Source organism: Thauera sp. WB-2, assembly GCF_027594845.1.
GTDB lineage: Bacteria > Pseudomonadota > Gammaproteobacteria > Burkholderiales > Rhodocyclaceae > Thauera > Thauera mechernichensis.
Window position 1 is genome coordinate 47,715 of sequence record NZ_CP088935.1, and the last position, 13,277, is coordinate 60,991.

The 13,277-nt window shown below is 65.2% G+C and carries 13 protein-coding genes and 1 pseudogene; 11 read left to right on the plus strand and 3 right to left on the minus strand.

Translation table 11 applies throughout. From position 1 onward, the window contains the following. The first annotated feature begins 47 nt into the window (after window positions 1-47). The 3 genes and pseudogenes from LQF09_RS00170 (at window position 48) to LQF09_RS00185 (ending at window position 2,233) form a co-directional block, all read left to right on the plus strand. Entirely contained in the window at window positions 48-1,088 is a 1,041-nt protein-coding gene (locus tag LQF09_RS00170; RefSeq protein WP_011882900.1) for an IS630 family transposase, read from the plus strand. A gap of 244 nt (window positions 1,089-1,332) precedes the next feature. Beyond that, window positions 1,333-1,919 (plus strand): annotated as a pseudogene (locus LQF09_RS00180) (cation diffusion facilitator family transporter). Window positions 1,920-1,948: 29 nt separating this feature from the next. Continuing rightward, complete coding sequence (locus LQF09_RS00185; protein ID WP_222948386.1) at window positions 1,949-2,233, plus strand: YnfA family protein; 285 nt, start codon at window positions 1,949-1,951, stop codon at window positions 2,231-2,233. Window positions 2,234-2,761: 528 nt separating this feature from the next. On the opposite strand, the gene LQF09_RS00190 is transcribed toward LQF09_RS00185, so the two are convergent. From LQF09_RS00190 to LQF09_RS00200, 3 genes are all read right to left on the minus strand, one after another. Continuing rightward, on the minus strand, window positions 2,762-3,205 hold the full coding sequence (locus LQF09_RS00190) for a DUF411 domain-containing protein (protein ID WP_002943438.1): 444 nt from the start codon (window positions 3,203-3,205) through the stop codon (window positions 2,762-2,764). Window positions 3,206-3,321: 116 nt separating this feature from the next. Further along, complete coding sequence (locus LQF09_RS00195; RefSeq protein WP_043742053.1) at window positions 3,322-4,725, minus strand: heavy metal sensor histidine kinase; 1,404 nt, start codon at window positions 4,723-4,725, stop codon at window positions 3,322-3,324. A 2-nt stretch (window positions 4,726-4,727) separates the two neighbouring features. After that, entirely contained in the window at window positions 4,728-5,408 is a 681-nt protein-coding gene (locus tag LQF09_RS00200; protein WP_141020261.1) for a heavy metal response regulator transcription factor, read from the minus strand. Between the two features lie 186 nt (window positions 5,409-5,594). Here LQF09_RS00200 and LQF09_RS00205 point away from each other — a divergent pair, with 186 nt between their 5' ends. The 8 genes from LQF09_RS00205 (at window position 5,595) to LQF09_RS00240 (ending at window position 13,277) form a co-directional block, all read left to right on the plus strand. Then, complete coding sequence (locus LQF09_RS00205) at window positions 5,595-6,044, plus strand: hypothetical protein (protein WP_002943433.1); 450 nt, start codon at window positions 5,595-5,597, stop codon at window positions 6,042-6,044. A 78-nt stretch (window positions 6,045-6,122) separates the two neighbouring features. Continuing rightward, on the plus strand, window positions 6,123-6,431 hold the full coding sequence (locus LQF09_RS00210) for a hydrolase (RefSeq protein WP_108080557.1): 309 nt from the start codon (window positions 6,123-6,125) through the stop codon (window positions 6,429-6,431). Continuing rightward, window positions 6,428-7,840 (plus strand): TolC family protein, encoded by a 1,413-nt coding sequence (locus LQF09_RS00215; RefSeq protein ID WP_075146731.1) that lies wholly within the window; start codon window positions 6,428-6,430, stop codon window positions 7,838-7,840. Before LQF09_RS00210 ends, LQF09_RS00215 begins: the two co-directional genes overlap by 4 nt. Before the next feature lie 17 nt (window positions 7,841-7,857). Then, entirely contained in the window at window positions 7,858-9,261 is a 1,404-nt protein-coding gene (locus tag LQF09_RS00220; RefSeq protein ID WP_075146732.1) for a multicopper oxidase family protein, read from the plus strand. Window positions 9,262-9,331: 70 nt separating this feature from the next. After that, window positions 9,332-9,832, plus strand: coding sequence for a cupredoxin domain-containing protein (locus LQF09_RS00225; RefSeq protein ID WP_002943419.1), 501 nt, complete (start codon window positions 9,332-9,334; stop codon window positions 9,830-9,832). Window positions 9,833-9,934: 102 nt separating this feature from the next. Beyond that, window positions 9,935-10,282 carry a copper-binding protein gene (locus tag LQF09_RS00230; protein WP_247726269.1) on the plus strand — a complete coding sequence of 116 codons (348 nt, stop codon included), beginning with the start codon at window positions 9,935-9,937 and terminating at the stop codon, window positions 10,280-10,282. Window positions 10,283-10,416: 134 nt separating this feature from the next. Continuing rightward, window positions 10,417-11,724 (plus strand): TolC family protein, encoded by a 1,308-nt coding sequence (locus LQF09_RS00235; RefSeq protein WP_270068839.1) that lies wholly within the window; start codon window positions 10,417-10,419, stop codon window positions 11,722-11,724. Window positions 11,725-11,738: 14 nt separating this feature from the next. Beyond that, window positions 11,739-13,277 carry an efflux RND transporter periplasmic adaptor subunit gene (locus tag LQF09_RS00240; RefSeq protein ID WP_270068840.1) on the plus strand — a complete coding sequence of 513 codons (1,539 nt, stop codon included), beginning with the start codon at window positions 11,739-11,741 and terminating at the stop codon, window positions 13,275-13,277.

Genomic DNA, 13,277 nt, shown 5'->3' on the forward strand with positions numbered 1-13,277 from the left:
TCTATTAACCCGGCCCTTAAATAGGCTGTTTTCTCTATAATGTGTGCATGGAAAAGATCGATGCACGCAAGCTGGGTCCTGAAGGGCGCGAGACGCTGCGCAAGATGGTGCTGCGCCTGAATACGCAGTCTGGAATGAACGGCGTGGAGCTGGCGAAGATCGCCGGCGTCCATGTGCGCACGGTGCAGGCGTGGCTGAGGAAGGCGCGCAGGGACGGTGCCGGGGCGTTGGTCGAGAAGACGCGAGGCCGTCCCTATGGGGCCTGCCGGAAGCTGACGATGGCGCAGGAGGTTTGGGTACGGCAGCGCATCGTGGCTGCGGTGCCCGAACAGCTGAGCTTGCCTTTCGCCCTGTGGACTCGGCGGGCGATCCAGGCCTTGGTGGAGCAGCAATTTGGACTGCAGTTGTCCGATCGCCTCGTGGGCAAGTATCTGAAGCGCTGGGGCTACACCGCCCAGCGCCCGGTCAAGAAGGCGATGGAGCAGCGCAACGATCTGGTCCAGGCTTGGCTGCGCGAGCGCTACCCGGCCATTGCCGCGCGCGCCAAGGCCGAAGGCGCGGTCATCTACTGGGCCGATGAAACGGCGGTCAAGGAGGACACGAACTGGATTCGAGGCTTTGCGCCGGCCGGCCGCACGCCCGTGCTCGAGGCATCGGCCCGCTGGGCCAAGCTGTCGATGATCTCGGCCATCACCAATCGGGGCGAGATCGCCTTCCAGATCGTCGAGGGCACGATCAACGCCGAACGTTTCATCGAGTTTCTCGAGCGACTGATCACCAGTGCGGCGAGCAAGGTGTTCCTGATCGTCGACAACCTGCGGGTGCATCACGCCAAGCTCGTCCGGGCCTGGGTCGAGCCGCGTGCCGCGCAGATCGAGCTGTTCTACTTGCCACCCTATGCGCCCGAGTCCAATCCGGACGAATACCTGAATCACGACTTCAAGACCGCGCTGCGCCTGGAGCCGCCCAGCCGCGATGATTCGCAGCTCTTGAAGAAGGCTCACGCCATCATGGACCGCATCGCCTCGCTCCCCGAGCGTGTCCGGTCCTACTTCCAGCACCCGGCCGCTGCGTATGCTGCGCAGTGAATATATTTAAGGGCCGGGTTAATAAGTGTCTGTCAGCACCCACCTCGGAGACTCCGCAATGACCGACGATGCCGACGCACAAGGGTGCCGAGGATCTGATAGGCGTCCTGCGCAGCTACCTCAAGTGAGCCTTGCCGTGCCCACCGAGAACCCGTCCACCTGGACCCATGATCACGTCTTCGATGGCGGCAATGCGCTTGCCAAAAGCAGTACCTCGGTGGTGATGTGGATCACTGCCGTTGCGATGGTTGTCGAGATCACCGCAGGCTGGTGGTTCAACTCAATGGCGCTGCTGGCCGACGGCTGGCATATGAGCCCGCATACCTTCGCGATCGGCGTGTCTGCCGCGCTGGCCTATGCCGCTGCGCGAACGATCCGCGCTTCGCTTTCGGCACCTGGAAAATCGAGATCCTCGGAGGCTTCGCCAGCGCCATCTTCCTGCTCGGCGTGGCAGTGATGATGGTCATCGGTTCGATCGAACGCATCGTGTCGCCGCAACCCATCCAGTACAAGGAGGCCATCGCGGTCGCCATCCTGGGCTTGGCCGTCACCGTCGTTTGTGCGCTGATCCCGGGCAAGGCTCACCATCACGGCCACTCACACGGACACGGTCACGATCATCACGGCCTCAAGCTCAAATCCGCCTACCTTCACGTGATCGCCGACGCGGCCACCTCGGTGCTGGCCATCGCGGTGGTGACGCATGACCGCGCACGCACCCCCGACGCTGTGAGGAGCCGCTTGGCGGTGCACGAGGAGATCGTCCACTCAACGATCGAGATCTATCACCACGCCGGGCTTCGGGAAAGCCCTGCCGGAGGAGCCGCGTGAGGACATTGCTACTTTACTTCGTCACAGCGATGGCCGAGATCGTCGGCTGCTATCTGCCCTGGCTGTGGCTCAAGAAGGGGGGCTCGGTTTGGCTACTTCTGCCTGCGGCGGTGAGCCTGGCGGCCTTCGCGTGGTTACTCACGCTGCATGAGGCGGCCTCCGGCCGCGTCTATGCCGCATACGGCGGGATGTACATCAGCGTCGCCATCCTATGGCTGTGGACGGTGGACGGAATCCGCCCCTCCGCCTGGGACGTCGCCGGTGTAGTGGTGACGCTGGCGGGCATGAGCATCATCGCGTTTCAGCCCAAGTAGGGTGTTTGCAACCGCATGCCATGAGCTTCAATCCGCCTCGCGGGTCAGCCACTTCTTAACCTTACCCCTCCACTGCCAGCAGGTGGCAGGAGATGCAGGCGGCCTACAATTCGGGCAGCGCAGCGCCAGCGGCAAACCAGTCGCCAAAAGGTGATAGTCCCCGGGCGCCCGCACTACCCGGACCTACATCATCGACATTCAAATTGTGCTACCGCCGTGCCAGCTAGCTATTCGTAAGCGTTGCGTAGCAGGCGGCGGCTTGATGCTGTTACTTGTCATTGGTCGTTCGGTTGAATGAACGGCAGCACGGGGTCGGGTCGAGACAGCCGCAGTCGGCTTGCCGCGCTCCCGCGCAGGTGTGAACTGGAAGTCTCAGTCCGGCCATTTGCTGCCACACATGGTAGTAGCAGAGTCGTCATTCGAGCGACCGGTGAGATCCGAAACCAGCCCTAGAGCGAGCTGAGGCCAGCGTGGTTCGTAAATCGGCCGGCACTGCGCTCATAAAGTCGATACTCACCAGCTCTGCCGTCAGTGTCGGGCAAAAACCCTCGCGCTTCCGTCAAGCCCGACCAGAAGCGTCTCATAGGGTTGCGGGGTCGAGGTCTCCATGCCGGGCGACCCCTGCGGCATGCCTGGCGTAGCCAGTCCGATTGCCTTTGGGGACTCGGCGAGAAGCCGTCGGATGTCGTCCGCAGGGACGTGCCCCTCGACGGAATAGGAACCTACCTTGGCCGTGTGACACGAGCCGTATTGGTCCGGCATGCCCAGTGCCTTGCGGGCTGCGGGGACATCATCGACGTCTTTCGTCACGACATCGAAGCCGTTCTTTCTCAGGTGCTCGACCCATTTCCCGCAGCACCCGCAGTAAGCGCTCTTGTAGACCTCAACGCGTACGGGCCCCTGCGCAAACGCTGCGCCGCTCACGATCATCAGGCTTGCCACGAGCCCGCCGAGCAAAGTTTTCGTCTTCATGTTCGTCTTCCGGTTGATGGCGTCGAGGCATAGTTTGGCACTTTGAGCCCAACGGGAAGCTGACCTCAAAATTACATTTCCGTCAGACAGCCGGGACCCCGGTCGACTTTGCAGGATCAGGAAGGTGATGAGGCTTCATTGCGAGGCAAGGTGATCGTGAAGCAGGTGACACCTTCAGCGGAGCGCGCAGTGATGTGACCCCCGTGGGCCTGGACGATGGAACGCGTGATCGCAAGTCCGAGCCCTGCGCCTTCACCGCGAGATTCGCGCTGGGCGCTACCGCGATGGAAGCGTTCGAAGATCCGCTCGATCTGATCGGCGGGGATGGGGTCGCCGACATTGCACACGGCGAGACCTACGCCGGCTGCGTCCGCGTCGATCCTGATCGTGATCTGTCCCTCTTTCGGTGTGTGACGAAGCGCATTCGAAATCAGGTTCGACAAGGCGCGCCGCAGCATCAGGCGATCACCCTGAACGCTCGCCTGGCCTTGGCGCACGATGCGGACTTGGCCCTCTTCGGCCAAGGCTTCGTAGAAATCGATCAGCGCATCCGCCTCGAGGGCAAGGTCGACAGGTTCGCCGGCATGCGCGAGGGTGTTCTCCTCGGCCTTGGCGAGAAACAACATGTCGCTGACCATGCGTGCGATGCGCTCGTATTCCTCGAGGTTCGACGCCAGGATGTCCTGATATTCGTCATTCGTGCGTGGCCGCGACAGCGCCACCTGGGTCTGCGTCATCAGGTTCGAGATCGGCGTACGCAGTTCGTGGGCAATGTCCGCCGAATAGTCACCGAGGCGCTGGAAAGCAGCCTCGAGCCGGGCGAGCATGCCATTGAAGGCTTCGATGTGGTCGCGTACCTCCAGCGGTGCATCATCGATGGCGAGACGCTCGGCCAGTTGCCGTGCAGACAGCTTGCGGGCGGTTTCGGTGACCTGGCGCAGCGGGGCGAGGCCACGGTGCGCAGCAAACCAGCCGAAGAGCGCCGCCGCCAATGCTGCGACGACGACGCCCGCCCACGTCGCATTTCGCACCGACGCGAGGAAATGGACGTGATGCGACAGATCGAGTGCGACCAGCGCCTCGATCGACTGGTCCCTCGATTCGAGGGGCGGTAGCGTGATGCTGACCTCAACCCCTCGATGTGGATGCCCGTCGACCGTCCAGTCAGTCAGCCCGCCCGAAAGTCGTTCTCCAGCCCGCTGGGCAGCGGTGAAGTGCTCGGGGTGGATAACGTGGATGACGCGTCCCTCGACGTCGCGAAGCAGGACACCCACACTCTCGTGTCCAACGAAAGAGCGAGCGAGTGCCTGGATGCGTTCCGATCGCCCCCCAGTCGCAGTGTCATCCTGCAGCGCGTTGCGTATGAGTGCGGCCTTGCCCTGCAATTCGTGCAGGTCTAGCTCCTGGAAATGCGCGTCCAGCATGCGGCCAAACAGTACCGCTACCAGCACCAGCAGGCTTGCGGTGAGGGCCGCAAAGAGCGTTGCCAATCGCGCCGTCAGCGAGTGAATACGGATCATCGTTAGCTCGGCTCCATCGCTTCGAGCACGTAGCCCATGCCGCGCACGGTGCGGATCAGCTTGGGCTCGAAGGGGTCGTCGACTTTCACCCGTAGCCTGCGCACTGCGACCTCGATCACGTTGGTGTCACTGTCGAAGTTCATATCCCACACCTGCGAAGCGATCAGGGAGCGCGGCAACACTTCACCTTTGCGGCGCAGCAGCAGTTCCAGCAGGGCAAACTCCTTGGCGGTCAGATCGATACGCTGCCCGCATCGCGTCACCCTGCGGCGAAGCAGATCGAGTTCCAGGTTTGCCGAGCGCAGGATCTCCGGTTCATGACCCCGTCCCCTGCGCAGCAGGGTGCGGACCCGCGCGAGAAACTCGGAAAACGCGAAGGGCTTGACCAGGTAATCGTCGGCGCCGAGCTCAAGACCACGGACCCGATCCTCAACTTGGTCACGGGCAGTCAGGAACAACACGGGGGTCTCACGACTGCTGCGACGCAGTGTTTGCAGGATGCCCCAGCCGTCCAGCGACGGAAGCATCACATCCAGCACGATGAGGTCGTAATCGCCATTGAGTGCGAGGTGGAGCCCATCGAGGCCATCTCTTGCAAGGTCGACGACGAACCCGGCTTCGGTGAGCCCCTGGCGGAGGTAGTCGCCGGTCTTCACTTCGTCTTCGACGATCAGAATTTTCATTGTTTCGCTCCTACGCGCTTCGTGCTGACTGTGCCCGATTTTGCGCCCGGGGTGCTGGATAACCCCCGGGCTTACAGAAATGTAATTTCCAGGTCAGGCCAACGACAGGCAGGCGGGCGCAAGATGCTCTGCGTGGCACAGCGTTCCGTACCGCGACGGAACCCCGCAAACAATGGGAGATCGATCATGAAACTGCGTTTGTACCGTCTCGCCGGGCTCATGCCCGTCGTCGCTCTGGCTGCAGCCCTGCATGGCAGCCCGGTCGTCGCTCAGACGACCGATCCGGCGCAGGCCTGGCCGCCCGCAGCGAGTGTCCCCGCGCTTCAGGAACGTATGAAGTCGATCCGTGCCGAGACCAACCCGGAACGTCGCATGGCCCTGATGGAAGAGCAGGTCAAGGCCCTGGAGGCTGCATCGCAGGGCACCCCCGCTGGTTGCCCGATGATGGGGGGGCAGATGGGGGCTGGTCCGATGATGAAGGGTAGTGGCCCTGGACCCGGGGCTGGACCCATGGGCGGCATGATGATGGATCCCAAGCTCATGCAGGAGCACATGAAGATGATGCAAGAGCACATGGGCATGATGCAGAACATGATGAAGATGCACCCGGCCGCCAAGCCGGCGATGCCCAACTGAGCATTGAGACGCGGAGCGGCGAGTTCGTCGGTCGCTCTGCGTCCGGTTCAACACAAGACCAACAAAGAGACATTCCCCATGCAGAGACGAATCATCCACCTCGGTGGAGGATTGGCCGTCGCCGTGGCGCTCGTGTCGGGCGCGCAGGCCGAGTCCTCCTCGCCATCAAGCCCCGCTGACCCCGCGCTCGGCGCGACCCAGACTGCCCCAGCGAGTGAGCAACCCAAGCCTCAGCCCCTTCCGGTCTATCGCTCGCCCCTGAACGAATATCGGCCCTACCGTGTCGATGAGCCCTTGCGGTCGTGGAAGGATGCCAACGACGAGGCTGGACGTCTCGGCGGGCACATGGGCCACCTCACGCCGACTTCGAAAGGGGGCGAGCGATGAGAGCCAGTCTCCCCATATCCTTGCTGGCCGCCACCGTGCTGACCGGGTGCGCCAGCGTTGCGATCGATGAGAACTTCGCTGAGGTCGAGCGCTTTGCGCGCGAGCAGACGGGTAGCGAGGTGCGCTGGCTGCGCTCGGACCCTGAGCGCGAGGCGATGCGCGCCGAGGTCGATCGCCTGCTCGCACAGCCGCTGGCGATCGACGACGCGGTGCGCATCGCGCTGGGCTACAGCCCGGCGTTCCAGTCCCTGCTGGCGGAAGCCGCCGTGGCCTCGGCGGATGCGACCGGTTCGGCCCGCATCGGCAATCCGGTGTTCACCTTCGAGCGGTTGTTTCGCTCGGGCGCCGAGGGGCGCGAACTCGACATCGGCCGTTCGCTCGGCATCTCGCTGTTCGACCTGCTGTTTCTGCCCGCGCGGCTGGAGCAGGCCGAGTTCCGCCAGCAGCAGACCCGGCTGCAGTCCTCGATTGCGCTGTTGAGCACCGTCACTGAAGTGCGCCAGGCCTGGGTCGATGCGGTCGCGGCGCGACAGGTCGCGCGCTACCGCGAGGAGGTGGCCACGGCCGCCGGGACCGCTGCCGAGCTCGCCCGTCGGATGCAGGCCACCGGCAACTTCAGCCGCCTGCAGCGCGCGCGCGAACAGGCGCTCGCCGCCGAGGAAACGGCCAACCTGATCCGCGCCCGCCAGAACGCCACCGCCGCACGCGAAACCCTGATCCAGCGTCTGGGCCTCACTCCGAGCCAGGCGCAGGCGCTGCGTCTGCCCGATCAGTTGCCGGCCTTGCCCGAGGCGCCGATGGACGAAGCCACCGCCGGTGCGGCGTTGCTGGAGAACCGGCTCGACGTGCGCATCGCCCGCACCGATCTCGACCGGACGGCGAAGAGCCTGGGCCTCACGCGGGTCACCAGCGTCGTCAATGGCCTGCATGTGGCCGGCGTGCGCAACAGCGAGACCGGCGAATCGACCCAGCGCGGCTTCGAGCTCGAGCTGCCCTTGCCGCTGTTCGACCTCGGCGACGCGGCGCGCGCCGGCGGCGAGGCCCGCTATCTCGCGGCCTTCAATCGCACGCTCGAGCTTGCCAGTAACGCCAGCTCCCAGGTCCGGGTAGCCTACGAGGGCTATCGCAGTGCATACGATCTCGCGCGCCACTACCGCAACGAGGTGGTCCCGCTGCGTCAGAACATCACCGAAGAGTCGGTGCTCCAGTACAACGGGATGCTGATCGGCGTGTTCGAGCTGCTTGCCGCCGCGCGCGCGCAGTCGGCGAGCGTGGTGCAGGCGATCGAGGCCGAACGCGACTTCTGGCGCGCCGAGGCTGGGCTCAAGGCCAGCCTGCTCGGCCAGCCGATCGCGCCGCTCAGCCTTCAATCAAGCGCATCACCGGCGCAAGCCGGTGGTGGCCACTGACCTATCCGGAGACGATCATGACCACCCGACGCAGCTTTCTCGCCGGGGCAGGCCTGCTGGCCGCTGCCGGAACCGTCAACCGCGCCGCGCTCGCGGCGCTGCCCGAGCCCGTGATCCAGACCAGCGCCGTAACGGCGGCCCCACTGTCGCCACCAGACGGACGCCCCTACGACCCGGTCGTCACCTTGAACGGCTGGACCGCCCCCTGGCGCATGCGCAACGGCGTGAAGGAGTTCCACCTCGTCGCCGAGCCGGTCGAGCGCGAGATCGCCCCCGGCATGGTGGCGCGGCTGTGGGGCTACAACGGCCAGTCGCCCGGGCCGACGATCGAGGTCGTCGAGGGCGACCGCGTGCGCATCTTCGTCACCAACCGCCTGCCCGAGCACACCACCATCCACTGGCACGGCCAGCGCCTGCCCAACGGCATGGACGGGGTCGGCGGCCTCAACCAGCCGCAGATCCCGCCGGGCAAGACCTTCGTCTATGAGTTCGTCGCCCGCCGCCCCGGCACCTTCATGTACCACCCGCACGCCGACGAGATGGTGCAGATGGCGATGGGCATGATGGGCATGTGGGTCACGCATCCGCGCGCGCCGCACCCGCACATCGCGGGCGTGGACCGCGACTTCTGCTTCCTGCTCAACGCCTACGACATCGAGCCCGGCAGCTACGTGCCCAAGATCAACACGATGCTCGACTTCAACCTGTGGACCTGGAACAGCCGCGCCTTTCCGGGCATCGACTCGCTCAATGTCAGGAAGGGCGACCGGGTGCGGGTGCGCATCGGCAACCTGACCATGACCAACCACCCGATCCACATCCACGGCCACGAGTTCGAGGTTACCGGCACCGACGGCGGGCCGACGCGGCCGGAGTCGCGCTGGCCCGAGGTCACCACCGACGTCGCCGTCGGCCAGATGCGCCAGATCGAGTTCATCGCCGACGAGGAGGGCGACTGGGCGATGCACTGTCACAAGTCGCACCACACCATGAATGCGATGGGCCACGACGTGCCGACCATGATCGGCGTCGACCATCGCGGCCTGGTCGAGGGCATCCAGAAGCTGGTGCCCGATTACATGCTGATGGGCGAGCGCGGCATGGCCGACATGGGCGAGATGGAGATGCCCCTGCCCGACAACACCCTGCCGATGATGACCGGGCAGGGGCCGTTCGGCGCCGTCGAGATGGGCGGCATGTTCACCGTGCTCAAGGTGCGCCGCGAGCAGCAGCGGGGCGACTACCGCGACCCGGGCTGGTTCAAGCACCCGAAGGGGACGGTGGCCTACGAGTGGGCGGGCGCGGCGCTACCCGAACCGGCGCGCAGTGCTGCAGCCGGACCCTCGAGCATGCCGCGCACCGAGCCTGCGCGATCGGTCGAGATGACGGTTCGCAAGCCTGCCGGCCATCAGGGGCATTGAAGTCGATCGCCTCGTAATCAGCCCCCACGACAACACCAACAAGATTCAACCCACAGAGAAGGAGATTCCCATGAAAAGTCGTCGTCGATTTCTGGCCACCAGCCTTGCCGCCGGTGTGCTTGCCGTTCACCGCAGCACGTTCGCCCATGGCAATGCCGAACATGCCGACAAAGCAGCGTCCGATACCCCCAAGGAGCAGCAGCAATGGGGGATTGCGGGGGACGCGAAAGCCGTCTCGCGCGCGATCGCCATCGTGATGACCGATGAGATGCGCTTCGTTCCGGACCGCATCGAGGTGCGTCTGGGCGAGACGATCCGATTCACCCACGAAAATCGAGGCGCGGTGATGCACGAGATGGTGGTCGGTACGCCCAAGACGCTTGCCGAGCACGCGGAGATGATGCAGCGCTTCCCGGAGATGGAACATGACGAACCGTGGATGTCGCATGTCGCGCCAGGTGGGCGCGGAGAAATGATCTGGCACTTCAACCGTGCGGGGGACTTCCAGTTCGCCTGCCTGATTCCCGGCCACTTCCAGGCCGGCATGATCGGCACGATCAAGGTCGGCTGACAGAAATGTAATCCGTGCGTCAGCGTCCCGTTGGTGAGCGCTTCGCATAATCGTGCTCACTCTCGAACTCACACAGAATTTGAACCCTTGGAGAAGCCCATCATGAAAAAGACCCTCATCACCACTGCGCTCCTGGCCGTGCTCGGCGGCGGCGCCCCGCTTGCGTTCGCACAGGCCGATCACGATGCACATCACGGCGGGGCGAGTGCCCCGGCCGAAGCCAACGCCAAGCTGGCCGAGGGCACGGTCAAGAAGATCGACAAGTCGGCTGGCAAGCTGACCATTGCCCATGGCCCCCTGGAGTCGCTCGGCATGCCGGCGATGACCATGGTGTTCCGCGCGGCCGAGCCGGGCATGCTTGATCAGGTCAAGGCGGGCGACAAGATCCGGTTCGCGGTCGAGAAGGTCGGCGGTGCGCTGACCGTGACGTCTCTCGAGCCCGCCCAGTGACGCCTATCCCGCAGGTGCGTCGCGTTCCACTCTGACCGGCCAGCCGTGGGGATGCCCCACTGAGTGGCTGAACGACGAGGCGGGTGGCGAAGGGCCTGCGCATGCACTTGACCGCCTGCCGGAATCGTTTCTCGATGAAATCCCCGTTCGCAGTACCCTCATCTCACCTGCTACGTCCTGCAGCGCTTGCACTGGTGGTCGCGCTCACGCTGGGAAGTGGCAGTGCCTGGACACAGGGTTCGCCCGACACTCCAACGCTCGGCTCGAGCCCCCAGGCGCTGATTGAATATGCGCGCCACAGCAACCCCGGCTTTGCCGCTGCCCGCGCGGAAGCGTCCGCAGCGCAGGAGCGCGTGACGCCCGCCGGTGCGCTGCCCGACCCGACGTTCGAGGTCGAGCTGATGGACGCCACCAACACCATGAGCGGGCGCTCGGCGTCGTTGCTGCCCGGCCAGGTGGGCGAGACCCGCTACCGCATCACCCAGCCGCTACCCGGGTGGGGCAAGCGCGAGCTGGCGGTGAAGGCCGCCGAAGCCCAGGCGACCCAGGCTGATGCGATGCGCGATACCTCCTGGGCTGAGCTCGCGGCAAAGATCGAGACGCTGTGGTTGCGCTACTACGCCGCCGACCGCGAACTCGTCCTCAACCGCGAGGGCTTGACCTTGCTGAAAAGCCTGGAGGAACTCAGCCTGGCCCGTTACGAGTTGGGTCTGCTGCCGCAGCAGGCGGTGCTGCGCATGCAGCGCGAAATCACTGCCCAGCGCCTCGCGCTCGTGGAGGTCGAACAGCGGCGCAAGGGGCTGGCAGCGGGGCTCAACGGCCTGCTCGGCCGGGCGCATGATGCGCCGCTCGCCACACCCGCAGATCCAGCCCCCTTGCCCGAGCAGCTGGAGGCGGGCGCCCTTTTTGAGTCGGCGGCCAGTGCCAACCCGGACGTGAATGCCGCCGCCTACGGCATCGACGTGGCACGTGCCGAGCGCGAACGAACGTATCAGGACCGCTTGCCGGACTTCGCCGTTGGCGTGCGCAACAACCGCCCGGATGAAGGCAAGGCGTCGTGGGACGTGATGTTCGAGGTGATGATCCCGCTGCAGCAGTCCAGCCGTCGCGCCAGGGAGCGCGAAGCCGAGTACATGCTGATGGCGGCCGAGGCGCGGCGGGAGGACGCCCGCGCGCGCGCGACCGGCGAGCTCGGTATTGCCTGGTCGATGTATGCGCAAGGCCGCGAGACCTTGCGCCTGCTCGAACATACGTTGCTGCCGCAGGCCCAGGCCACCCGGGATGCAAGTCAGGCCGCGCTCAGCAGCGGCAAGGTCGACTTCGACAGCGTGATCGAAGCCGAGCGCCAGCTCATCGACATCCGGACTCAACGCTTGAAGGCCGAGCTCGACACGCGCCTGGCGCTGACAGAAATCAAGAAACTGACAGGGGATCTGAAGTGAGCTCAGCCGTTCGAATGACGGCGATCGCTGTGGGCGTGGCGATTGCCATAGGTGCGGGGTACTGGATTGCGCACCTGCAAAATGCTGGAAATCCAGTTCCGCTGATCACCGAAAGCCAGGCGCAAAGCGATAGCGCAGCCCCGGCCGACGGCGAACGCAAGATCCTCTACTACCGCAACCCGATGGGCCTGCCCGACACCTCGCCCGTGCCGAAGAAGGATTCGATGGGCATGGACTACATCCCCGTCTACGCCGACGACCAGCCCGACGACAGCGGCGCGGTGGTGGTCAGCCCTGCGCGCATCCAGACCCTGGGGGTGAAGACCGCAGAGGTTGAGCTGCGCACCGTGGATGCGGCGGTGCGCGCGAGCGGCCGTATCGAGTTCGACGAGCGCAGGCAGGTGGTGGTGGCGCCGCGCTTCGAGGGCTGGATCGAGCGCCTGCATGTGAATGCGGTCGGCGACCCGGTGAGGAAGGGCCAGCCGCTGTTCACCGCCTACAGTCCAGAGCTGCAATCCACTGGCGAGGAGTTGCGCATTGCCGAGCGTCTGGCCAGCCAGAGCGCGGCGCAGGATCCGATCGCAAGCGAATCCGCCCGCCGCCTGGCGGAGGCGACGCGTGCGCGCCTGCGCAACCTGCAGGTGGCCGGCCAGGCCGGTGCGCGCCAGGTCTTCCACGCCCCGGCGAGCGGCGTGGTGCTGGAGAAGGAGGCCATCGAAGGCGGACGCTTTATGCCGGGAGACGCACTGTTCCGCATCGCCGACCTGTCGAAGGTGTGGATCATTGCTGATGTGTATGAACAGGATCTCGCTCGCGTGCAGGTCGGTCAGAGCGCGCAGGTGGCGCTCGAGGCCTATCCCGGTCGCAGCTTCGCGGCGCGAGTCGATTATCTCTATCCGACGTTGGACGCCGCGACGCGCAGCACCCGCGTGCGTCTGGAACTGGACAATCCGGAGGGCCTGTTGCGCCCAGGCATGTTCGCCCAGATCGCGCTGGCGGCAGGTGATGCCACCCCGAGGGTCGCCGTGCCGACCTCGGCGATCATCGACGATGGCGAACGGCGGGTCGTGCTGATTGCGCTCGGCGAAGGCCGCTTCAAGCCGCAGCCAGTGAAGCTCGGCCAGCGCGGCCGGGATGTGGTCGAGGTGCTCGACGGCGTGACTGCGGGTGATCGCGTGGTGGTTTCGGCCAACTTCCTGATCGACTCGGAGAGCCAGCTCAAGGCGGCACTCTCCAACCTGGTTGAGCCCGATGCCCGCGATCAGGCTCAAGCGAGCCCGACCCGTTACGAAGCGCAAGGGACGTTCGATGCGCTCGACGCCGAAGGCGGCAGCGTGACGATGACTCATGGCGAGATCCCGGCCCTCCAGTGGCCGGCGATGACCATGGACTTCAAGATTGCCGATCCGGCGCTGGTGAAGAGCATCGCCCCAGGCTCGCCGGTGCGGTTCGTCTTCGAGGCGGGTGAGCCAGGCGAGTACATCATCACAGGCATCGAGCCGGTTGCAGGCACTGCGCCTGCACCGAGCGCCGGCGGTCACGGGGGGCACTGA

What these genes read in the sequence shown, in the direction of transcription:
- LQF09_RS00170 (WP_011882900.1), top strand. Translation starts at nt 48, where the DNA reads ATGGAAAAGATCGATGCACGCAAGCTGGGTCCTGAAGGGCGCGAGACG.
- LQF09_RS00185 (WP_222948386.1), top strand. Translation starts at nt 1,949, where the DNA reads ATGGCCGAGATCGTCGGCTGCTATCTGCCCTGGCTGTGGCTCAAGAAG.
- LQF09_RS00190 (WP_002943438.1), bottom strand. Translation starts at nt 3,205, where the DNA reads ATGAAGACGAAAACTTTGCTCGGCGGGCTCGTGGCAAGCCTGATGATC.
- LQF09_RS00195 (WP_043742053.1), bottom strand. Translation starts at nt 4,725, where the DNA reads ATGATCCGTATTCACTCGCTGACGGCGCGATTGGCAACGCTCTTTGCG.
- LQF09_RS00200 (WP_141020261.1), bottom strand. Translation starts at nt 5,408, where the DNA reads ATGAAAATTCTGATCGTCGAAGACGAAGTGAAGACCGGCGACTACCTC.
- LQF09_RS00205 (WP_002943433.1), top strand. Translation starts at nt 5,595, where the DNA reads ATGAAACTGCGTTTGTACCGTCTCGCCGGGCTCATGCCCGTCGTCGCT.
- LQF09_RS00210 (WP_108080557.1), top strand. Translation starts at nt 6,123, where the DNA reads ATGCAGAGACGAATCATCCACCTCGGTGGAGGATTGGCCGTCGCCGTG.
- LQF09_RS00215 (WP_075146731.1), top strand. Translation starts at nt 6,428, where the DNA reads ATGAGAGCCAGTCTCCCCATATCCTTGCTGGCCGCCACCGTGCTGACC.
- LQF09_RS00220 (WP_075146732.1), top strand. Translation starts at nt 7,858, where the DNA reads ATGACCACCCGACGCAGCTTTCTCGCCGGGGCAGGCCTGCTGGCCGCT.
- LQF09_RS00225 (WP_002943419.1), top strand. Translation starts at nt 9,332, where the DNA reads ATGAAAAGTCGTCGTCGATTTCTGGCCACCAGCCTTGCCGCCGGTGTG.
- LQF09_RS00230 (WP_247726269.1), top strand. Translation starts at nt 9,935, where the DNA reads ATGAAAAAGACCCTCATCACCACTGCGCTCCTGGCCGTGCTCGGCGGC.
- LQF09_RS00235 (WP_270068839.1), top strand. Translation starts at nt 10,417, where the DNA reads ATGAAATCCCCGTTCGCAGTACCCTCATCTCACCTGCTACGTCCTGCA.
- LQF09_RS00240 (WP_270068840.1), top strand. Translation starts at nt 11,739, where the DNA reads ATGACGGCGATCGCTGTGGGCGTGGCGATTGCCATAGGTGCGGGGTAC.